This window comes from Streptomyces sp. JH34 (genome assembly GCF_029428875.1).
Lineage (GTDB): Bacteria > Actinomycetota > Actinomycetes > Streptomycetales > Streptomycetaceae > Streptomyces.
Genome location: NZ_JAJSOO010000001.1, coordinates 6,609,011 through 6,630,711 on the forward strand (window position 1 = coordinate 6,609,011; position 21,701 = coordinate 6,630,711).

The following is a 21,701-nucleotide window of genomic DNA, read 5'->3' on the forward strand; positions in this document are numbered from 1 at the left end:
CCGCTCCGTGTACCCGGAACCGTCCGAGTCCGTGAAAGGAGACCGGTAATGGGCTTCGACCCGATCGCCGTCGTCGGCCGGGGGTGCGTCTTCCCCGACGCGCTCGACCCCGACACCTTCTGGGACAACATCGCCGCACGCCGCTGCAGCATCTCACCGGTCCCCGACGGCAGATGGCGACTGCCGCACCGCTGGGCCATGGGCACCGTCGACGACCACCTCGACCGCACGTGGACCGATGCCGGCGGCTACGTACGGGACTTCGGGACGGTCTTCGACCCGACGGGGTTCCGCGTCGCCCCGGAGGAGATCCTCGGCCTGGACCCGCTGTTCCACTGGGTGCTGTACGGCGCCCGGCAGGCGCTGCGGGAGGCCGGACACGAGGAGGGGGCGCCCCGCACGGGTCTGGTCCTGGGAAACCTGTCCTACCCGACAAGCGCGGGGACGGCCTTCGCCGAGCACGTGTGGCTCTCCGAGGGAGCACCCTCCCTGCTGCACGGGCCGGCACGGAACAGACCCGACGCCCGCAACCGCTTCTCCTCAGGGCTTCCCGCGCACTTCGCGGCCCGGGCACTCGGGCTCGGCGCGGGCGCCTTCGCCCTCGACGCCGCCTGCGCCTCGTCCCTGTACGCGGTCAAACTCGCCTGCGACCGCCTGCACGACGGGACGGCGGACGTCATGGTGGCCGGCGCGGTCAACCGCGCCGACAACCTGTTCCTGCACGTGGGGTTCTGCGGCCTCGACGCGGTGAGCCGCACCGGCCGCAGCCGTCCCTTTCACCGCGACGCCGACGGGCTGCTCCCCGGCGAGGGCGCCGGGTTCGTCGCCCTGATGCGCCTGCGCGACGCCCTCGCACGGGGGACTCCGGTCCTGGGAGTCGTCCGGGGGATCGGGCTGTCCAACGACGGACGCGGCAGAGGACTGCTCAGCCCCGCACAGGAGGGGCAGGAGCGGGCGATGCTGCAGGCGTACGGCATGGCCGGTGTCGCACCCCGCAGCGTCTCGCTCGTCGAGTGCCACGCGACGGGAACCCCCGTCGGCGACGCGGAGGAGGCCCGCAGCATGGGGCGGGTCTTCGCGGACAGCCCGGATGTGCCCATCGGTTCGGTCAAGTCCAACGTCGGACACCTGCTGGCCTCCGCCGGCATGGGAGGGCTGCTCAAGGTGCTCGGGGCGATGCGCGCGGGAATCCGGCCCGCCACGCTCGCCGCCGAGGAGCAGCTGCCCGCACTGCACGGCACACCGTTGCGGGTGCTGGGGGAGAGCGAGCCGTGGCCCGGTCTCCGCAGGGCCGCGGTCAGTGCCTTCGGATTCGGTGGCGCCAACGCCCATCTGGTCGTCGACGCCTGGGACGGCAGGGGGGACGCCGTGACGCTGGCGCCCCGCACCCGTCGACCGCCCGCCGAGCCGCTGGCGATCGTCGCGCTGGCCGTCCGGACCGGTGGGGGAGCCGGCACCGGGGATTTCCGGCGCGCGGTACTCGACGGCGGCACGAGCGGTCCGAGCGGCACGCGCGGTACGAGCGGTCCGGCCACGGACATCGATGTGGCTCTTCCCGGTCTGTGCTTCCCGCCCCTGGCGGTCGGGCGGGCGCTGCCCCAGCAGATCCTGATGCTCGAAGCCGCACGGGAGGCCGCCCGGAACGTGACCCTGCCGCGCGAACGGACCATGGTCCTCGTCGGAGCCGGGGTGGACACGGAGAACGCCCGTGCCACCGCACGCTGGAGGGCCCCTTCCTGGCTGGAGGAGACAGGCGGGCCCGCCGACGCGGGAACGGCCGAACGCGTCCGGGACGCCTTCTCCGCCCCCATGGACACGGAGCGTGTCGTGGGCACTCTGCCCAACCTCGTGGCCAACCGGATCAACACACAGCTCGATCTCGGCGGACCCGGCTGCACCGTCTCGGCCGAGGAGGCTTCGGGGCTGGTCGCACTCGGCCTCGCCGCGCGCGCGATCCGCGCCGGGGAGGCCGACGCCGCGCTCGTCGGCGCCGTCGACCTCTCCTGCGAACCGGTTCACCGGGCCGCACTTCGGGAGCTCGGACGAGACGCCCCGGCCGGGGACGGCGCCGTCGCGGTAGTACTCAAACGCCTCGCCGACGCCCGCCGGGACGGCGACACCGTCCTCGCACTCCTCGACGACGGAGCCACCGGAGAGCCCGACCTGGTGATCGGCGACGGTGACGACACGGACTTCGACCCGGCCGGACTGTTCGGCCGGGCCCATGCCGCCCACGGGCTGCTGGCCCTCGCTGTCGCCGTGACCGTCCTGCGGCACCGCGCGCTGCCGCGGGCGGGAGGCCCGGCGGTCGCCGGACCGGGCCCGCGCACCGCGCACGTGGTCGTGTCACCGCTGGAGGCGCCTCCGACGGGGGTGCGGCTGCGGGCCGCGGACGCCGGGGCCTGGGCAGCCGGACCGGCGCCGCGGCTGCACGTGTTCTCCGGACGCGACCGTCACGAGGTCCTGGCCGCCCTCGAGGCCGGTACCGAGTCAGGTACCGAGTCCGGTGAAGGACCCGCCAGGCTGGCCTTCGTGTCCGACGGCGACCCACGGGCGCAGCGTGAGGCCGTACGCCGCTGGCTCGTCGAGGGCGGGATCAAACCGCCCGGCGCGGCCTACCGGTCCGGACCGGTGGGCGGCGAGGTCGCCTTCGTGTTCACCAACGGGTCTGCCGCGTACCCCGGCATGGGCCGCGAGGTCCAGCTGGCCCTGCCCGCACTCGCCGACGCGGCAGCCGTCGCGCACGGGAAGGCCACCCCGCGGCCGGAGCCCGATGCCGGACAGCCGGTGCTCGACCGGATCTGGGGGGCGGCCCGGCTGGCCGCCGTCCACGTCGAACTGACGCGGGGCCTTCTCGGGCTGAGCCCCGACGCCGCGGTCGGCTACTCGTCCGGGGAGTCGGCGGCCCTGGTGGGCCTGGGAGCCTGGAGCGACGCCGAGGCCCTGCACCGGGACACCCGGGAGAGCGGCCTGTTCACCAGCGAACTCACCGGTGAAATGAGAGGAGTACGCCGCGTCTGGGAGCGGCTCGGCGTGGACGGTGACCGGTGGGCGAGCTACCTCGTCACCGCACCCCTCGACCGGGTCCGCGGGGAGATCGCGGACGAGCGCGCCGTCCACCTGATGGCGGTCAACGCCCCCGACGTCTGTGTGGTCGGCGGCGAAGCACAGGCGTGCGCCCGTGTCATGGCACGGCTCGGGACCGCTCACGCCATTCCGGTCGACTACGACCTCGCAGCCCACGCCCCCGAACTGTCCGAGGTGCGCGACCGCTGGTGGAACCTCCACCACCGCCCCACCGACGCCGTGCCCGGGGTGCGGTTCTACAGCGGGGCGACCACGCGGGCGTACACCCCGACGGCCGAGCGCGCCGCCGACGCCGTCACGGCCCAGGGCATGGGCACCGTCGACTTCGCGGGAACGGTCGAACGGGCCTGGGCGGACGGCGTCCGCGTGTTCGTCGAGCACGGACCACGCGGCCTGTGCACGGGATGGATCAGACGGACCCTCGGCGACCGCGCGCACGTGGCCGTCGCGCTCGACGGCGAGGGCAGGGGTCTGCGGCAGCTGCACCTCGCCGTGGTGGAACTCGTCGCCGCCGGCGTACCCGTCCGCGCCGAGGCCCTCTTCGCGCAACTCCGGGCCGCCGCGCCGCCCCAGACGCAGGACGTGCCCACCTTCACCGTCCCTGCCCGCCGGGAGATCAGCTTGCCGCCGCTCAGCTCGCCGCCACCCGCACGACCGGTGGTCACCATGGCCAGGGCCCCTCAGCTGGTGCCGGTGCCGGTGCCGGTGCCGGTGCCGGTGCCTGTGCCTGTGAACGCCGGTCCCGTCGCGGGGCCTGTCGCCCCCCTCGCCGACGAAGTACCGCGTGCGACGGACCTGCGCACGCTGGTCGCACAGCAGGCCCGGCGCGTGACCGCGCTGCACCAGGACGTCCTCGCCCTCCACCTCCAGGCGCACCTGACGTTCCTGCGGACCAGGGCCGGACTCACCACCGCGCTCGTCCACGCGGCGACGGCGTCGCCCCCGTCCGGACCGCTCCCGCCGCCTGTCGCGCCGCCGCCCCCCACCGTCGGCAGCGGGCGGACCGGCGGCCCCCCGCCGGTGACCGTGTTCGACCGGGCGCAGTTGGAACACCTCGCCACGGGGCCCGTCTCCGCACTGTTCGGACCCAGGTTCGCCGAGCAGGACGCGTACGAGCCGCAGACCAGGATGCCCGGCCCGCCGATGCTGCTCGCCGACCGGGTCACCGGCATCGACGCCGTCCCCGCGGCCCTGGCCGAACTCGGCCCGGAACACGCCACCGGAACCATCCGTACAGAGACCGACGTCCGACTCGACAGCTGGTACCTCGACCCCACCGGGCGCATGCCGGCAGGCCTGATGGTCGAGGCGGGGCAGGCCGACCTGCTGCTGATCAGCTGGCTCGGGATCGACCTGCTCAACCGCGGGGAGCGGGCCTACAGGCTGCTCGGCTGCGAACTGACCTACCACGGCAGTCCGCCCCTGGCGGGTGAGACCCTGCGGTACGAGATCCACATCGACCGGCACGCCCGGCACGGCGGCGTCCGCCTGTTCTTCTTCCGCTACGACTGCTTCGTCGGCGACGAACTCCGGCTGAGTGTCCGGGACGGACAGGCGGGCTTCTTCACCGCGGCGGAACTCGACGACACCGACGGCGTCCGCTGGGACCCCGCAACCTCCTCAGCGGCTCCGGACCTGCCGCTCGACGCCCCCGCGGTGCACTGCACACGGTCCTCCTTCACCGCCGAACAGGTACGGGCCTTCGCGGACGGACGGCCGGCGGACTGCTTCGGACCGGGCTGGGACATCACCCGGTCACACGTGCGCCCGGCCCGGCCGGACGGCGGACGGCTGCTGCTCCTGCACGAGGTCACCGAGTTCGACCCGGCGGGAGGGCCGTGGGGCCGCGGCTACCTCCGTGCGGAGACCCCCGTCCGGCCGGACGACTGGTTCTTCGACGGGCACTTCGAGAACGACCCGTGCATGCCGGGGACCCTCATGCTCCAGGCCGGTCTGCAGGCGATGGCCTTTCATCTGGCCGCCCTCGGTTTCACCGCCGCCCGGGACGGCTGGCGCTTCGAGCCGGTCGCCGGCCGTCCCTGCACCGCCCACTGCCGCGGGCAGGCGACTCCCGCCAGCCGGCGGATCGTGTACGAGGTGTTCGTGCACGGGGTCTCGTCCGGCCCCGAGCCGACGCTGTACGCCGACATCCTCGGCACCGTCGACGGGGTCAAGGCCTTCCACGGCAGGAACGCCTCACTCCGGCTTGTGCCGGACTGGCCCCTCTCGCACTGGCGGCAGCTCGGCGGACACCGGGAGCAGACGAACGGAACCCCGGTGCCGCCGGCCCTTCTCGGCGGGCTCGTCGGCCATCGCGAGCCCGGTACGGCGGTGCGGGCCGACGGACTCGTGCTCGACTACCCGTCCTTGCTGGCCTGCGCGTGGGGGAGGCCGAGCGACGCGTTCGGCGCAGCCGCCCAGATCTTCGACGGCACGCGCAGGATCGCGCGGCTGCCCGGGCCGCCGTACCACTTCATGACCCGCGTCGTCTCGGTGCACGGTCCGCAGCGCGGCATGGAGCAGGGCAGCCGGGTCGCCGTCGAGTACGACGTACCCGACGCGGTCTGGTACTTCGAGCAGAGCGGGGGGCGGACCATGCCGTTCGCGGTGCTCATGGAGACCGCTCTGCAACCGTGCGGCTGGCTGGCCGCCTACGTGGGCTGTCCGCTGACCACCGACACCGATCTGCTCTTCCGTAACCTCGACGGGAGGGGGACGGTCACCGGTGAGATCACGCCGTCCACCCGGACCGTGCGTACCGAGGCCGAGCTGACCTCGCTCTCGCGGACCGCGGGGATGATCATCGTGGCGTTCGAGGTCCGGTGCTTCGCCGACGACGTCCAGGTCTTCGAACTGTCCACGGTGTTCGGGTTCTTCCCGCCGTCGGCCTTCGACCACCAGACCGGGCTGCCCGTCCCGGAGGGCGGTCGTGCCGCGCTGGAGGAGCCTTGCGAGCGCACGGTGGACCTCACGACGGGCCCGGCCCGCTACTTCGCCGGCGCGGCGGCGCTCCCCGGCCCGATGCTGCTGATGATCGACAGGATCACGGGCTACTGGCCCGAGGGCGGACGTGAGGGACTGGGGCGGATCCGTTCGGAGAAGGACGTCGACGCCGGTGAGTGGTTCTTCAAGGCGCACTTCTTCCAGGACCCGGTCCAGCCCGGCTCGCTCGGCATCGAGGCCATGTGCCAGCTGCTCCAGTTCTGTCTGATCGAGCGGGGTCTCACGGCCGGCGTCCCCCGTCCCCGGTTCGAACCGGTCCTGCCGGACCGCGAGGTGACCTGGAAGTACCGCGGGCAGATCACGCCGGGCAACGCCCTCATCAGGATCGATCTGGAGATCACCGAGATCGCGGAGGACGCACGTGGCCCGTACGCGGTCGCCGAGGCCCGGCTCTGGGGGGACGACGTCTGCCTCTACCACGCCCGCGGACTCGGTGTCCGTGTCGTGTCCGCGCAGGACGTCCGGGGGGCGCTCGACGCCGGACCGGACGGGGTCGGAACGCCCTTCGGCCGTGCGATCACTGACGGCGCATCAGGGAAAAACCCGGTCGGCGGCCACTCGTCAGGGGTGACTTCGTCAGGGGTCACTCCGCCGGGGGGCACTTCGCCAGGGGTGACTCCGCCAGGGGTGACGGAGTGGACTATCGATCCCGACGTCGACACCTGGACCCGCGACCACTGTCCGACCTTCACGGTCCCCGCGCTGCCGATGATGTCCGTCGTCGACCGGCTCGCGCAGGCCGCGGCCGATCACACCGGCCGCCCCGTGGCCGCCGTACGCGACGTCCGGCTCCGGCGCTGGATCCCGCTCGCCGGCCCGGTCCGGCTGCGGACGGAGGTGGCCGACACGGCGGCAGGGCTGGAGGTGAAGCTGCTGACGTGGCGGGAGGCGGCCACGCCGGCGTTGTCCCGCTTCGAGGAGGTGGCCACCGGCACCGTGCCGACGGGTGACCGGCCGGATCACCGTCCCGAGCGTTTCGCTTCGCTGCACGACGCCGTCGTGCAGCCGGATCCGTACGCCTCGGCCGAGCTGTTCCACGGACCGGTGTTCCAGTACCTGACGTCGCTGGCCGTCGGGACGGCGGGATCCTCCGGAGTCGCCGACCTCTCCCGTGGCGCGGTGCCGAGGGGATGCCTGAACCAGGGGCTGATGGACGCCCTCCTCCAGGTGATTCCGTCCGCCGGCCTGTGGCGGTGGTCGCCGGAGATCGGTAAGGACGTCGTCGGCTACCCCCTGAGGCTGGTCGGACTGGAGCTGTTCGAGGAGCCTCCGGAAACGGGCCGGGTCGAGATCGAGGCGAGGTTCGCCGGTTTCGTCTCCGACGGGGTGAGTCCCCGGCCCATGTCGGCGGTCGACATCCAGATGTGCGTGGACGGCCGGGTCGCCGCCGCACTGCGGCTGGTGAACATCCTGCTGCCGGTCGGTCCCTTCGCGGGCGCCTCGCTCGTCGAACGCCGGGACTTCCTGACCCGTCGTGGCGCCGGGGCGGGAGTGGGCCTGTGCAGGCGCACCGACGGCGTCACGGTGATCCTCGCCGACGAGATCGACGAGGTGGACTGGCTCAGGGGCTCGGTCGCCGCGGCCATGGGCCTGCCGCCGGGCTCCAGGGGAAGGGACCATCTGGAGGTCATCGCGGTCAAGGACCACGTCGGCCGCCTGGCCGGCGTCCACCCGTGCACCGTGGACGTGAGCGAGGACCTGCGGTCCGCACGCACCGCGTCCGGGCAGCTCCACCACGTCCTGGTCGTCCGCAGCGGCGACGAGGTCACCGTCCGCTCCGGCGGTGAGCGATGACCGGAACACCGCACGACACCGCCGCTCCGGCCGTCCCGCCGACGACACGCCCCGAACGCCTGGTGCACCTGCTGTCGAGGTGGCGGTACGCGTTCCTCGCGCTGACCGTGCTGGTGACGATCTGTCTCGGAGTCGTCGGGGTGGGCGTGTTCGGGAAGCTCTCCGGTGGCGGATGGACGCCCGACGACTCCGATTCCGCGCGTGCGGACTCGCTGCTGCGCGAGCACTTCCGGTCGGGGAGCCCCGACCTGGTCCTGCTCGTCGGCGCGCCGGGCTCCGTCGACGAGCCGCAGGCCGCCGCCGCCGGCCGACGGCTGACCGAGCGGCTCCGTCACGACACACGCGTGCGGCACCTCGACTCGTACTGGCCGGAAGGCGACCCGGCGCTGGTCTCCCGCGACCGGCGCACCGCGCTCATCAGCCTGCGACTGCGCGGCGGTGAACACGCGACCACAGCGGCCGCCGAGGACATCCGCCGGGAGACCGCCACCGGTGCGGCACCGCTGAAGGCGTCGGCCGCCGGGCGGGCGGTGGCGAAGCGCGACCTGGAGAGACAGAGCCGGCACGACCTCGTACGCGCGGAGCTGATCGCGGCACCTCTCGTCCTGCTCATCCTCGTGTGGATCTTCGGCAACATGCTGAGTGCCCTGCTCGCACTGTCCGTCGGCGGCATCGCAGTCGTGGGCACCCTGGCGCTGCTGCACGCACTGACCGGCTTCACCCAGGTGTCGGTCTTCGCGGTCAACCTGACCACGGCGCTGGGCTTCGGTCTGGCCATCGACTACGGCCTGTTCATCATCACCCGGCACCGGGAGGAACTGGCCGCGGGCCGCGAGGTCCGACAGGCGGTCCTGGTCAGCGTGCGCACGGCGGGCCGGACCGTGTTCTTCTCCGCCCTGACCGTCACGCTGTCGATGGCGGCGCTACTGGTCTTCCCGCTCCACTTCCTGCGCTCCCTGGCCTACGCGGGCATGAGTGTCGCGGCCCTGGCAGGGCTGACCGCCGTGCTCGTGCTGCCGGTGTGCCTGCTCGTCGCCGGTGACCGGGTCGTCGGAAGGCGTGGCCCGTCACCGTCCGCCGGTGTGGACGGCGGACGAGGACTCTTCCACCGCACCGCCCGGACGGTGATGCGCCGGCCGGTCCTCACCGTCGTCCTGGTGGTTCCGGTGCTGCTGTGCCTGGCGATTCCCTTCCAGCGCGTCGAGTTCGGTCTCTCGGACGACCGCGCGCTCGGTGCCGCCTCACCCGTGCACCGGGCCACCGACGTGATGCGCGACGACTTCGGCACCCAGGCGACGTCCATGGCGAACATCGTGCTGCCCGGGCTCACGGGTACGCCGTCGAGGAGCCTCGACGACTACGCCCGCCAGGTCTCCCGGGCCTCCCACGTGCTCAGGGTGGACACCGCGACGGGTTCCTACGCCGGAGGGCGGCAGTCGGCCCCTCCGGCAGCGGCGTCCGCACGCTTCTCGGGGCATGCGGGCGGATGGCTCTCGGTCGTCACCGACGCCGAGCCGTTCTCCGTGGAAGGCGGCGAACTCGTCCGCGCACTAAGGGCGGTGCCGGCCCCGGGTCCCGCGCTCGTGGGAGGTGACGCCGCGGCCCTCGCGGACACCAGGGCCGTGGTCGGCGACCGGCTCGGATCAGCCGCCGCGATCATCGTGTTCGTCATCTTCACGCTGCTGTTCCTCTTCACCGGCAGCATCCTCGTGCCGGTCAAGGCCGTGCTGCTCAACCTGCTCAGCCTCACCGCGACGTTCGGGGCGATCGTCCACGTCTTCCAGGACGGCCACCTGCAGTGGCTGGTGGGGGACTTCCTGGTCACCGGCACCACGGACACGCTGCTGCCCGTGCTGATGTTCTGCATCGCCTTCGGTGTCTCGATGGACTACGAGATGTTCCTGCTGTCCCGGATCATGGAGGAGCACCGCCGGACGGGTGACACCGGCTCCGCCGTGGCGTACGGACTGGAGCAGACCGGCCGGCTGTTCACGGCCGCCGCGCTCGTGCTCGCCATCGCGATGGCGGCGATGGCGACCTCCCCCCTCACTCCGCTGAAGCTCCTGGGAGTGGGGCTCACCCTCGCGGTCGTTCTCGACGCGACCCTGGTGAGAATGCTCCTGGTTCCCGCGATCATGAAGTTGGCGGGCAGGGCGAACTGGTGGTGCCCGCGGTCCCTGCGCCGCGTGCACGCCCGATTCGGTGTCTCGGAGACCGAGGCGGGCGAGGCGATCCCAGGAGTGCCGGGTGCTCGCGGCACGTCACCCGGCGGACGGACGAGCGGCGAGCTGCCGCCGGACGTCACCAGGGTGTAGGGCCGGCCGGTTCGGCGTCCTGTCCTTCGAGCAGCGAGATGCGCACACGGACGCGCTTGCCCACGGGCTCGCGGCGCACCTCGAAGCTCTGGCAGACCGCGAGAACGATCTCCAGACCGTGCTGCCCCGCACGAGCGGGGTCGGCCCCGACCGCCGCGGGCAGTACGGCGCCGGAGTCCCACATCGTGATGCCCAGCATGCCGCCGTCCACCTCGAGATCCAGCAGGCACGGGCCCGGCGCGTACTTGCAGACATTCGTGGCCAGCTCGCTCACCACCAGCTGGGCGATGTCCGAGGCTCGCGCCGGTACGTCCAGGCCGCCCCGCGAACGCGCGTCGGAGAGGAACTGCCTGACGAAGTCACGGGCACGGCAGATCTGCTCCGAGTCCATGTCGAACGCGGCGCTGTCCGCCACGACAGCCGGGCCGGACCCCGGCCTGCCCTGTTCGGTCCCGTGTGTTGTCGCCAGCAGTCCCATGACCATCCCCCGTCACATCAGCCGCACCGCGCAGCTCGTACACCGGGCCGTCTACCCGCCCACACACGTTTCAGGCCGATAAGCAACACACGGGATTCAGCCCGTCGTGGCGCGACGACCGCCGGGGGCCGGATCAGGCGCCTCCAAGCGGGCAGGGGGCAGCCCGGTAGGCGATCGGACGAGCCGGGACAGCGCGCGCACCAGCGCCTCGACCCCCCGCTCCGCCTTGGACCGGGGGCAGCCGACATTGAGCCGGACCCGTCCAGGGGCGCCGTAGGCCGCTCCCGGCATGATGGCCACCTTCTCCACCTCGACGAGCTCACGCTGCAACGCGTCGTCGTCGGCACCGAGCGGCCGCAGGTCGATCCAGGCGAGGTACCCCGCCTGGGGCGGTTCCCAGCCGAGCTGCGGGAACGCCCGCTCCAGGCGTTCGGCGACCGTCGCGAGGTTGCCCGCGAGGTACGTGCGCAAGGCGTCCAGCCACGCCGCCCCCTCCCGGTAGGCGGCGATGTGACCGACCAGCGACAGCACCGCGGGGGAGGAGAGCCCGTCCGCCTCCTTGAGCTGCCTCAGATAGGCGTCGCGCGAGGCCGGGTCGCCGATGATCCCGTAACTGCCTGTCAAGGCAGGGATGTTGAAGGACTTGGACGCCGAAGTGATCACCGCCCACCGTCCGTCGCCCCCATGGAGGGCCCACGGACGGTGGACGTGCGGCGCGTGCGCCAGGTCCGAGTGGATCTCGTCGCTGATGACGGCGACGCCGTGCCGCGCGCACAGCCGCGCCATCCGGTCCAGCTCGTCCGCCGACCAGACCCGGCCCGTCGGGTTGTGCGGAGAGCACAGCAGCAGCACGGCCGTGTCGGGAAGCGCCAGGAGCCGCTCCAGCTCCGCCCAGTCGTCGAGCGGACACGGCCGGAGCCGGCGTCCGTGGGCCGCCACGGTCGCGGGGAACGCGTCGTACATGGGGGTATGGGCCACCACGCCGTCGCCAGGCTCCGACCACAGCCGCAGCAGCTGCGACAACTGGTAGACGACGGAGGGCGCGTAGACGACCGACGCGGGATCGACGGCCGTCGCGTGCCGCGTCGCGTACCAGTGGACGACCGCCGAGAGGAAGTCGTCCTGGCGCCACCGCGAGTAGCCCAGCACACCGTGGTCCAGCCGGCCCCGGAGCGCGGCCAGGACCTCCGGGGCGGTCTCGAAGTCCATGTCGGAGATCGTGAACGGCAGCAGGTCCGGTACCCCGAAGCGGTCCTCGACGTAGTCCCACTGCGTGCACCAGGTGCCGTGCCGGTCCACCGGGGTGCCGAAGCCGTAGGGGTCGTCCGGAGCGGTTCCGGCGGGAGAGGGGGAGGACATGGTCAGCCCACCGGGATCATCGTGGCGATGGCGTCCTTCACCGACTGGACCTGCGGCCCGATGACGACCTGCACGGTGTGGCCGTCGAGCTTGATCACGCCCACCGCGCCCAGCTTCTTCAACCGCGCCTCGTCCACCCGTGCGGCGTCCTCGACGGTCATGCGCAGACGCGTGATGCAGTTGTCCAGGGACCGTATGTTGCCTGCGCCCCCGATCGCGTCGAGGATCGCCACGGCGTCGTACTTCCCCGCGACCAGCTCGCGGACGGGTGCCTCAGCGGTGTCCTCAGCGGGGCTCTCGCCGTCCTCGCCGTCCTCCTCCGGTTCCTCGTCACGCCCGGGAGTCCTGAGGTCGAAGCGGGTGATGGCCCAGCGGAACAGGAAGTAGTACACGGCGAACCACACGGCCGCGATCACCGGCACCAGGTACCACTTGGTCGCCGAGCCCTGGAGCACGCCGAAGACCACCCAGTCGATGACGTTGCCGTCGGTGTTCCCGATGAAGACGCCCAGCACGGCCGCCGTGAGGAAGCCGAGCCCCACCAGGACCGCGTGGATGGCGTACAGCCACGGCGCGACGAACAGGAACAGGAACTCGAGCGGCTCCGTGATGCCGCCGACCACGCAGGCCACCACGCCGGACACGAGCAGGGCCTTGATCTCCGGGCGCATCCTCCTGTTCGCGCAGTGGTACATCGCGAGCGCCGCGCCGGGAAGACCGCCCAGGTAGGACGCCATCTTGCCCTGGGACAGGAAGTGCGTCGCGTCGGTCACGGCGGCGTTCGGCGCGCCCGCGCAGTCGAGCTGCGCGTAGAACATGTTCAGGGCGCCGGAGACGTTGTCCCCGCACACGGCCCCGGAACCGCCGACATCGGTGAAGCGGAACATGGCCACGAGGATGTGGTGCAGCCCGATCGGCCGCAGCAGCACCTCTCCCATGCCGAAGAAGAACGGCCCGAAGACACCGGTGTGCCCGATGCCCCGTCCCACAGCGGTGATCCAGCCGTTGAACGCCGGCCACACCAGGGGGATGAGCAGACCCAGCACACTGAGGACGAGGGCGGAGATGATCGGGACGAAGCGCAGTCCGCCGAAGAAGGCCAGGGCGTCAGGCATGCGCTGCGTACGAAAGCGCTGGTGGAGAAGGCTGACAACGATGCCAACGGCCACGGCTCCGAGGAGTCCCGTATCGATGGACTGGACCCCGAGCACATCGGCGATGCCGTAGTGCTTGACGGCTTGCTCGTCCTCGAAGTCGACGCCCTTGGCCGTGAGGTAGAAGTTCACCGCGAGGTTCATCGCGGCGAAGCCGACGAAACCCGAGAAGGCGGCCACCCCCTTGTCCTCCCGGGCGAGACCGAGCGGGATCGCCATGGCGAAGAGCACCGGAAGGAAGGTGAAGGCGACCAGGCCCGTGTTCGCCATCCAGGTGAAGACGAGGTGGAAGCCCTCGGCCTTCAGGAAGGGCAGGTTGTCGGTGACGGCCTCACTGGAGAGTGAGGAGCCGATGCCCAGCATGATGCCGCAGAACGCGAGCAGGGCCACCGGGAGCATGAACGTCTTGCCGAGGCCCTGGAGGAACTCCCAGAGGGCGGCTTTGGTCTTCTGCATGTGTTCGGAACTTTCGAGCATGGGGGACGGACCCGGGCGCTCGCCGTGGCGACGCGTGGACCCACGGGTGATCGGCGTGGCGGGAGCTGACGAGGAGGTGGCTCGTCTCGCGCGGCGCCCCCGGGGATCGCCCGATGGGCGGCGCCGGACAGGGCCGTTCCGCCGCAGGGATCACATCACAGCAGGTCGGCGGCTGTCCATGGAGCTGGAGGGTCGATCCGGGCGGGGTGCGGAGGCGCCGGCGCGCGGAGTGAACGGACGGTCGCCTGCCGTGACGTACGCCACCCGGCTGCATTCGCGCCGGGTGTTTGCCGCCGCGCCGGTGGGTAAGGGGCTCAATGATCGCCGGAGACGACAATCCGGTGGACAGTGTGCGGAAGCTACCGAATGAGGAGGTTCGATGTCCTCGAAACGACGTCGTAAGAAGAGGGCCCGCCGCAAGAACGGCGCGAACCACGGCAGCCGTCCCCAGTCCTGAGGACGTGCCGACGGATCCGGGGGGTGGCATGAGCCACCCCCCGGACGCGTTTCTCCGTCGCAGGCGGACGCCGGCATGCGGCCCGGGCCGGTGGGCGAGTCGCTCCCCGGAAGCAGTCGCACGGGCGGCGGCCCCCTCCCCTCGTGGTGGCTCGCGGGGGCAAGACGCAGAATCTCGGGGGCATGGACGTCGTCGAACTGCTGGAAGCGGCCTTCCTGCTGGTTCCCGAGGGTTGGCCACCGAGGACGACATGACGCTGGACGAGGTCTGGGGCCACCTCGTCCAGGACGAGTGGGAGCTCGCTCTCGGGGTGCTGGAAGAAGTCGGTGACGCCCCTCCGCCGCCTCTCGCCTGTGCGACCTGCCCCGCTGGATCCGCCGCGGTGGGGACAGCGGTCGTCCTGGAAGCCCGGCACCCCGCGGCCAGGTCTGCTCCATAGGGCGCGGGGCGCGGGGCAAGCGGCTGCGGTGCTCCGGCCCGTCTCAGGTGAGCAGTTGGTTGCGGTGGGAGGCGCGGCGGGCGGCGGCCAGCAGGGCGTGGATCTGGGGACCGGCCTGGTCGAGTCGGGCCACGGGCTTCGCGAAGGACAGGCGCACATCACGGTGCGTGCCGGGGTACTCCAGTCGCAGGGTCACGCCGTAACGGTCCATCGCCAGCGGGAGGACGCGCGTCACACCCTTGTCCGGCTGTGGTTGCACGAGGCGCAGGAGCAGGGGGACGAGTTCGCCGTGTTCGTCCACGAGATGGGTCAGCATCGCCGCCTCGTTCGTGGCGATCGGGTCGGGCGCCGTCTCCTGCAGCGCGTCCAGCGTGACGAAGGTGCGGCCCCTGTGGTCCTCGAACACCGCCTGGCCGAACTCCATGCAGGTGCTCTCGGTCGCCTCCGTGCTGTACGGCGCCGACAGCAGGCCCGTCACCGTGACTCGGGCGCGCGTGCGGTCGCGTACGGGGGTGGGCGCGATGTCGGTGAACTCCAGCCGGACCGGGACGCGTGCCCCCGGCGGGGTGGCGCCGTCCTCCGACGGTTCGTGCAGATGGATGTGGCCCATCGCGGCCGTGCCGTCGAGCCGGTGCACCTCGACGGGGTCGAGCCCGTCGCTCACCACCGTCATCGAATGGGCCGCGGTCAGGATCGCCAGCACGCGTTCGGCGGGGGTGGGCTGTGTGACGCGGGAGTTGGAAGGACGCATCCAAGTTCTCCAGAGGAGCGGGCGGGGAGACAATATCGGCAGCTACTTAGGCATGCCTAACCTAACCCATGGCTGGTGGTTCGGGTAGTGCGGCACTCCGCCCGACGCATGTTCGAGGCGATGCGGACGTGGGTGCTTCGTGCTGAGCCGGTGAGCCGGGCCGGCGCCGTTCACGTGCGGGAGACCGGAACGCGGGAGCAGCGCCATCTCCCGCGCGTTCTTGACGGCGGTGGCGGCCGGGCGCTGCCGCTGTGCCGTGATCCGGGTGACCTGGCGGCTGCGGATCTTCCCGCGGTCCGAGGTGAACTTCCGCGGCGGATCCGTGTTTTTTGTGGCGCCGGCGTCGTGGCTGTCGGCGAGGGACCGACGGACCGTCCGCAGGACAGTGCCGCTGCCCGCGGTGCTCAGGTCGTGGTGCGGCGCGACACTTCGGGGCACCTGGCGGAGTGGCCCTTCCGTCACCTCGCGACGGGCGTCCGAGTGGAGCCCGTCGCGAGCATCGCGGGCGGCATCCCGCTGTGCTCCATCACTGGCCCCCGCGGTGGCCGTAGCGGCGTTCGAACCGTTCCACGCGTCCCGCCGTGTCCAGGACGCGCGCGGTGCCGGTGTAGAAGGGGTGGCTCGCCGAGGAGATCTCGACGTCCACCACCGGGTAGGTGCGGCCGTCCTCCCACTCGACGGTGCGCTCGCTGCTGAGGGTGGAGCGCGTGAGGAAGGCGTAGTCGGCGGCCTTGTCGCGGAACACGACGGGGCCGTACGCGGGGTGCATGCCTGGCTTCATGGTGAGTTCCTTCGTTCCTGCGGATCGGGGCGACGTGGAGGGGGCCGGGGCTCAGCGCTCCTCGCGGAAGTCGACGTGGCGGCGTACGAGCGGGTCGAACTTGCGCAGCACCAGGCGGTCCGGGTCGTTCCGCCGGTTCTTGCGGGTGACGTAGGTGTAGCCCGTTCCTGCGGTGGAGCGGAGCTTGATGATCGGGCGTAGTTCGTTGCGGGCCATGGCGCTACTATATGGCAATGGTTTCCATTTTTAATAAGGAGGCCGATGTCGATGAAAGGCAGGAACTTCCATGTCCGCCCATTGCCAACTGACTGGCGCCCGGCCGGGCTTCGGCAACAAGATCTCCCACTCGCACCGGCGCACCCCGCGCAGGTTCGACCCGAACGTGCAGCGCAAGCGCTACTGGCTGCCGAGCGAGGGCAGGTACGCGCGGCTGACGCTCGGCGCCAAGGCGATCAAGACCATCGATGCCATCGGCATCGAGGCGGCGGTGGCGCGCATCAGGGCTCGCGGGGGGAAGGTCTGACGGCGAGGAAGAGCAAGATCGCGCAGAACGGGAAGCGCAGGGCGACGGTCGCGCGCCACGCGGCCAGGCGCGCCGAGCTGAAGGAGGACGACCGCAGCCCCGGGACGGCGGAGCAGGTCCGGCGGACGGCCGTCGGCGAACTGCGGCGCCAGCCGCGTGATGCCGGTGCCACGCGTGCCCGCGACGGGGACGCCGTGGACGGACGGCTCCGGGGGCATCCGCGGAAGTTCGGGCCGTCCCGGATCCGGATGCGCGAGCAGGCGCACGCCGGCCTTCTGCCGGGAGAGACCAAGTCGAGCTGGTGACGGCCGGGTTCTGGGCGGCGGCGCGTGACGTCCGGCTGCCGCACCTCGCCCTCTCGACACGATGAACTACCCGGGCATCATGTCGGCGACGGGCCACGGCCCGCTGCCCTTCTCGGGGCAGACGCTCATCGCCGACAACGCCCTCCACCGCACCGGTCGGAGCCTTCTGGGGTGAGGTCCGGGAGTTCGGCGCGATCACGCTGTTCGCCGCCCGCCAGGACGTCCCCGGCGTCACGATCCGCGACACCTGCATCCATGACTCGACCTACGACGGGTCCAGTTCAAATCGGGCGGCGGCTCCGTGCCGGGAGCGCGGACCTCCGACGCGCGCATCGACGACTCCGTCAACGGGCCCGGAATCCTGCCCGTGGAGGTGCCCGGGGCAGTGCGACGCCGGCCGGGGTCACCATCACCGGTTCGGCTGACGGTGACGTCGAACCCGGATCGCAGTCCGTCATCAACGACGGCGCAGGCAAGGCGTCCGCCCGGAAGGAGTGAGGAGGGCCCGGCCTCCTGGCCGGCACGCCGCCGGAGCGTGCGGGCCGGGGGCCGGGGCCGTCCGCCAGGCCCGGCAGGGCGACGCCACCGTGCGACGGACCTCACACGAGCTCGACCACGCCCCGGTAGGGTTCGAGCCGCTCGTCCAGCGGATCCATGTCCGTCACCAGGATGTCGATCTCCTCCAGCGGCAGACACTTGGCCACGGCGCGGCGGCCCAGCTTCGAGGAGTCGACCGCCAGGACGGTACGTTGCGAGACGGCGGTCATCGCGCGTTTCACCGCCGCCTCGTCGGCGGTGAACTCGGTCGAACCGATGGAGTCGTCCAGACAGGTCGCGGACAGGAAGCAGGTGTGCAGGGCGAACTGCTGGAGCGTCATCTGCGCCAGCGGGCCCACCAGACTCCCGGTGTGCGGATCAGCCGTCCCGCCGGTGGCGTAGGCCCTGCAGCCAGGAGTTCGAGACAGCTCATGGAAGGTCTCGAAGCCGGTCGTCACCGCCGTCAGGTCGTGGACCGGTCGTTCCTTCAGCAGCCGGGCGAGGCTGTGCGCGGTCGTCGAACCGTCGAAGCCGATGCCGCCCCTGTCCGGCAGGAAAGGCCGCAGCTTCGCGGCGATCGCATCCTTGGCCGCGGCGGAACGCCCGCGGCGATGATCGAACGTCCAGGCGTCCACGGGAACAGCCCCGCCACGGACCCGGCGGATCTCGTTCCGCTGCTCCAGCAGTTGGAGGTCGCGCCGGATGGTCATCGTGCTGACACCGCAGGCGCGCGCCAGGTCGTCGACGCGACGCACTCCCTCCCGGAGCGCCGTGATGATCGACGATCTCCGGTGGTCTCCCTCGGCAGGGTTCTCCTCTGACATCGTCCGTTTCTACCACAGTGAACATCGCGTCCCGCAGGCACTTTCACGCCTGCTCTGCGGCGGTCCTCGGCCCTTCCGGAAGGGCGCCATGCCCGGGGACCATCCATGCGAACCTCGCATTGATACGTTTCATTCACTCGGTGAATGTCTCCTGGATGTTCAATATCGCAGTGGTCGAACATTCAGGCGGGCGGACGCCTGTTCCCGGACTGATCGGTCACCACCGGACAATCTGCGTCGGCCACCGGGCCGGCGGCCACGTGACGGCCCGCACTTGCGAGCGGCCTCGCGGGGCGGGAAAAATTGTGTCCTGAAGGGCGGTGGGTGCCCTTTCAGGCCCCACCGGGCCCGCACGAAATGCCGAGGAGATCTTCATGGGCAGGATGACTTCCGCGCTCAGGTCGCTGCGCGGACGGATCATGGAAGCCGACGGCAAGGTCCTGCAGAACCCGCGCCTGCGGGACGAGGGGCGCCGACTGCAGGACAAGGGCCGCGGCGACAGGTAACGGCCGGTGCGCGAACGCGTGGGCGAGCCCGGTGGTGTGGCCGGAGCCGCCCACACGCCCGTTCGTCCGTCAGGTCACCCGCGGCTCCGTCCGCACAGTGCCGAGTCCACCGCGCCCTGGAGATGGCTCAGGCTCTCGCCCTCGGCCACCCAGGTCGTGGTGTAGACGGTCACGGTGCCCCGTCCGCCCGTGGCGCGGCCGCCGCCCACGGAGTTGCCGGGCAGGTCGCCGCCGTGTCCCCAGCAGACGCCGCCGCAGGTACGGGGGATCGGAGGCGGCCTCCGGCCGCGGACCAGTCGACCAGTGCCGTGTACTCAGGCAGTCCACTGGTCTGCTTGAGCAACTGCCTTATGGTGACGGTGTGTCCGTCCGGCCAGCTGTGGCACGTAGGTACCGGCGCGGTCGTCGAGGCCGATCCTCCCGGCCGCCACCAGTCGCATGACGGCGGTCGCCGTGCCGCGGTGTTGCTCGCCAGGCGGAAACGACCGCGCTCCCGGGGTATGTGACGGCCCGTCACATGATCCGCCACCCCGGCCGTGCGGGTCGCCCCGCCGTCGTACGCGAGAGCGCCGGGCACGCCGTCCCGCCGCACCAGCGGATCCAGCTGCCGTTGCACCGGGTCCGAGGGACGGGCCACCGCCACGGGAGCGAGAGCCCCGGTCAGTGCGGCGGCGAGCAGGACTGCGGCGAGGCGCCTCCGGTGCATGGGACTTCCCCCTGAGTCGTGGCCCGCATCCCGCGGGCCGGTCGGGCACTCACCGACGACCTTTCCAGGGGCGGGGTGCGGAATCAGAAAGGCCCGGCCCCGCATCGCAGGTGTTCCCAGCCCTCCCTTGCCGGACGGCCCGTCGTGTGCCTCAACAGGATGCCGAGGTGTCTCTGACGGGTGTGTCCTCCACACGCGAGCCCGGGGCGCCGCGGCCGGGGGCGGCCGGGTTGTGCGCGTGCTGCGGGGGCGCCTCGTCGTCACCGGCCCCGACGCCGGCCGGTGGGACGCGCAGGACCAGCAGGGCGACGTCGTCTCCGCTGGGATCGATGCGCTCCAGGAGTTCGTCGAGGAAGTCCTCGATGTCATGTTCGACCAGGGCCGAGGCGTGTCTGCGCAGGGAGTCCAGCCCGGCCTCGATGTCACGCGTGCGGCTCTCGACGAGCCCGTCGGTGTAGAGGAGCAGCGTCGACTCGGGCGGGAGGTCCGCGCGGGCGTCCGGCCATCGGAGCCCCAGGTGCAGGGCCGAGCTGAGACCGAGGAGAGGGCCGTGACCGGCTTCGAGGAACCGGGTCTGCCCGTCGGCCGTGACCAGGAGGGGCGGTGGATGGCCGGCATTGACCCAATGGAGCTGCCACGGCCCGCCCTCCGGGCCCTCGATACGCGCGAAGACGCACGTGGCCATGGGGGCGTCGCTGGTATGGGTCATGGCCTCGTCCAGACGGCGGATGATCAGGCTGGGCGGTTCCGTCCGGTCCCACGCCAGGGCGCGCAGCATGTTGCGGACCTCCGCCATGTGGGCGGCGGCCTTGAGGTCGTGGCCGACGACGTCCCCGATGACCATCGTCAGCACACCGTCGCTGAGGAGGAAGGAGTCGTACCAGTCCCCGCCGATCTCGGCGGCGCTCTCGGCGGGCCGGTAACGGGCCGCCAACGTGAGGTGGTCCACCTGCGGCAGGGGAGTGAGGAGTTGGCGCTGCATGGTCTCGGCCACGTGACGCTGCTGCTCGAAGAGTTCGGCGGCCTCCATGACGAGACCGGCGCGGCGTGCGATGTCGGCGAGCACGAAGACCTCGGCCTCCGTGTAGGAGGAGTCCGGGGCCACACGGGCCACCGTCAGCGCGCCGAGGACCTGCCGACGGGTGTGCAGGGGCACCACGACGCCGCAGACACCGCCCAGCCGGTCGAACAGCTCGCGGTGGGCGCCGGCGAGAGGGCTGTCCGGTGGCTCCACGAGGGTCGCGGTGTCCAGCACGACGGGTTCAGCGCTCCGCAGTGCCTGGACCGCTGCCGACCGGGTGGATTCGGGCAGCGGCGGCAGCAGGCCCGTGAGCTCGTCGGCCGCGTCCTGGTCGCCGGAGGTACGCACGACGACGCGCCGCATCTCGCCCGTCTGCTCCGACGTGCGCAGGTCGACCGCCGCCCAGTCACCCATGTCGGGTACGAGCAGCCCGGCCAGTCTGCGCAGCATCTCCGGTGTGTCCGACGCGGAGATGAGGACGGTCGAGACCTCCGCCACCATCGTCAGCCTGGCGGTGAGGCCCTCCAGGGCGGCGAGATAGGCAGCGGTCTGCTCGGCGGCGTCACGGTGCAGGCTGAAATCGTGGAAGACCACCACACAGCCTTCCGAGCGCCCCTCGTGCCGTAGCGGAGTGGCGGCCCAGATGACCGGGACCAGGCTGCCGTCCCCCCGGAGGAACAGTTCCTCGGTCCCTCCGGCGTCTTCGGCCGGACGGCCGCTCTCCAGCACGGCCAGCAGACCGCACTCGCTCCGTGGGACCGTGCCGCCGTCCCGCCCCCGGTGGAGCAGGTCGTGCATGTCGTGACCGAGCATGCCGTCCTGGGGACGGCCGAGGAGCTGCCCGGCGCGTGGATTGCACGCGGTCAGCCGGCCGTTCGTATCGGTGACGAACACCCCCGCACCCAGGCTGTCGAACACCGTGCGCATGAAGCCGATCTCCAGCAGCCCGTCCTCGGACCTCATTGGCCGGCCCTCGCTGTTCGCGGGCGCCGGACCCCTCGGGCCTGGTGCGACGCCGTCACGTACTGAGGACCGACGGGCGGCGCGAACCGGGCGTGCGGCGCCCGGCCCGCCGCCGGGAACGCGGTGCGGTAGGTCGTGCGCCCGCGTCTCCCGCCTCTTGATCGGAGCCGGGCCCCGCTCCGCACGGCGAAGAGGTCCGGAGGGCTCCCGCAGCACCACAG

General features: G+C 71.8%; 15 protein-coding genes and 2 pseudogenes. 8 read left to right on the forward strand and 9 right to left on the reverse strand.

Annotation, left to right across the window (positions count from 1 at the left end; genetic code table 11):
* The first annotated feature begins 48 nt into the window (after positions 1-48).
* Positions 49-7,884, forward strand: a complete 7,836-nt coding sequence (locus LWJ43_RS29765; RefSeq protein WP_346772004.1) for a beta-ketoacyl synthase N-terminal-like domain-containing protein — start codon at positions 49-51, stop codon at positions 7,882-7,884.
* Entirely contained in the window at positions 7,881-10,199 is a 2,319-nt protein-coding gene (locus LWJ43_RS29770) for an MMPL family transporter (RefSeq protein ID WP_277335267.1), read from the forward strand. Before LWJ43_RS29765 ends, LWJ43_RS29770 begins: the two co-directional genes overlap by 4 nt.
* On the opposite strand, the gene LWJ43_RS29775 is transcribed toward LWJ43_RS29770, so the two are convergent.
* From LWJ43_RS29775 to malX, 3 genes are all read right to left on the reverse strand, one after another.
* Positions 10,186-10,677, reverse strand: a complete 492-nt coding sequence (locus LWJ43_RS29775; protein WP_277336025.1) for an ATP-binding protein — start codon at positions 10,675-10,677, stop codon at positions 10,186-10,188. The genes LWJ43_RS29770 and LWJ43_RS29775 overlap by 14 nt on opposite strands.
* A gap of 96 nt (positions 10,678-10,773) precedes the next feature.
* Entirely contained in the window at positions 10,774-12,036 is a 1,263-nt protein-coding gene (locus LWJ43_RS29780) for a MalY/PatB family protein (protein ID WP_277335268.1), read from the reverse strand.
* Between the two features lie 2 nt (positions 12,037-12,038).
* Entirely contained in the window at positions 12,039-13,646 is a 1,608-nt protein-coding gene (gene malX / locus LWJ43_RS29785) for a maltose/glucose-specific PTS transporter subunit IIBC (protein WP_277335269.1), read from the reverse strand.
* Positions 13,647-14,046: 400 nt separating this feature from the next.
* Here malX and LWJ43_RS33145 point away from each other — a divergent pair, with 400 nt between their 5' ends.
* Positions 14,047-14,124, forward strand: a complete 78-nt coding sequence (locus tag LWJ43_RS33145) for a 50S ribosomal protein bL37 (protein ID WP_374104540.1) — start codon at positions 14,047-14,049, stop codon at positions 14,122-14,124.
* Positions 14,125-14,374: 250 nt separating this feature from the next.
* Positions 14,375-14,563, forward strand: coding sequence for a hypothetical protein (locus LWJ43_RS29790; protein WP_277336077.1), 189 nt, complete (start codon positions 14,375-14,377; stop codon positions 14,561-14,563).
* 43 nt (positions 14,564-14,606) lie between these two features.
* Here the strand turns inward: LWJ43_RS29790 and LWJ43_RS29795 are convergent, their stop codons facing one another.
* From LWJ43_RS29795 to rpmG, 4 genes and pseudogenes are all read right to left on the reverse strand, one after another.
* Complete coding sequence (locus LWJ43_RS29795) at positions 14,607-15,314, reverse strand: DUF2470 domain-containing protein (RefSeq protein WP_277335270.1); 708 nt, start codon at positions 15,312-15,314, stop codon at positions 14,607-14,609.
* A 186-nt stretch (positions 15,315-15,500) separates the two neighbouring features.
* Positions 15,501-15,695: pseudogene (gene rpsR, locus LWJ43_RS29800) on the reverse strand (30S ribosomal protein S18); the annotation flags it as partial.
* A 145-nt stretch (positions 15,696-15,840) separates the two neighbouring features.
* Positions 15,841-16,095 carry a type B 50S ribosomal protein L31 gene (locus tag LWJ43_RS29805; RefSeq protein ID WP_277335271.1) on the reverse strand — a complete coding sequence of 85 codons (255 nt, stop codon included), beginning with the start codon at positions 16,093-16,095 and terminating at the stop codon, positions 15,841-15,843.
* Positions 16,096-16,146: 51 nt separating this feature from the next.
* Entirely contained in the window at positions 16,147-16,311 is a 165-nt protein-coding gene (gene rpmG, locus LWJ43_RS29810) for a 50S ribosomal protein L33 (protein ID WP_033303001.1), read from the reverse strand.
* 70 nt (positions 16,312-16,381) lie between these two features.
* Here rpmG and rpmB point away from each other — a divergent pair, with 70 nt between their 5' ends.
* The 3 genes and pseudogenes from rpmB to LWJ43_RS29825 form a co-directional block, all read left to right on the forward strand.
* Entirely contained in the window at positions 16,382-16,618 is a 237-nt protein-coding gene (rpmB, locus tag LWJ43_RS29815) for a 50S ribosomal protein L28 (protein WP_277335272.1), read from the forward strand.
* The gene (gene rpsN, locus LWJ43_RS29820; protein ID WP_277336026.1) at positions 16,615-16,923 is read left to right on the forward strand and encodes a 30S ribosomal protein S14; all 309 of its coding nucleotides are present in this window, start codon (positions 16,615-16,617) and stop codon (positions 16,921-16,923) included. The genes rpmB and rpsN overlap by 4 nt, the downstream gene beginning before the upstream one ends.
* Before the next feature lie 55 nt (positions 16,924-16,978).
* Positions 16,979-17,421 (forward strand): annotated as a pseudogene (locus tag LWJ43_RS29825) (CARDB domain-containing protein); the annotation flags it as partial.
* A 101-nt stretch (positions 17,422-17,522) separates the two neighbouring features.
* Here the strand turns inward: LWJ43_RS29825 and LWJ43_RS29830 are convergent.
* Positions 17,523-18,284: a DeoR/GlpR family DNA-binding transcription regulator gene (locus LWJ43_RS29830; protein ID WP_277335273.1), complete on the reverse strand. Its 762-nt coding sequence runs from the start codon at positions 18,282-18,284 to the stop codon at positions 17,523-17,525.
* A 374-nt stretch (positions 18,285-18,658) separates the two neighbouring features.
* Here LWJ43_RS29830 and LWJ43_RS29835 point away from each other — a divergent pair, with 374 nt between their 5' ends.
* Complete coding sequence (locus LWJ43_RS29835) at positions 18,659-18,790, forward strand: hypothetical protein (protein ID WP_277335274.1); 132 nt, start codon at positions 18,659-18,661, stop codon at positions 18,788-18,790.
* Between the two features lie 857 nt (positions 18,791-19,647).
* Here LWJ43_RS29835 and LWJ43_RS29840 read toward each other — a convergent pair.
* Positions 19,648-21,480: a SpoIIE family protein phosphatase gene (locus LWJ43_RS29840; protein ID WP_277335275.1), complete on the reverse strand. Its 1,833-nt coding sequence runs from the start codon at positions 21,478-21,480 to the stop codon at positions 19,648-19,650.
* Positions 21,481-21,701 lie beyond the last annotated feature (221 nt).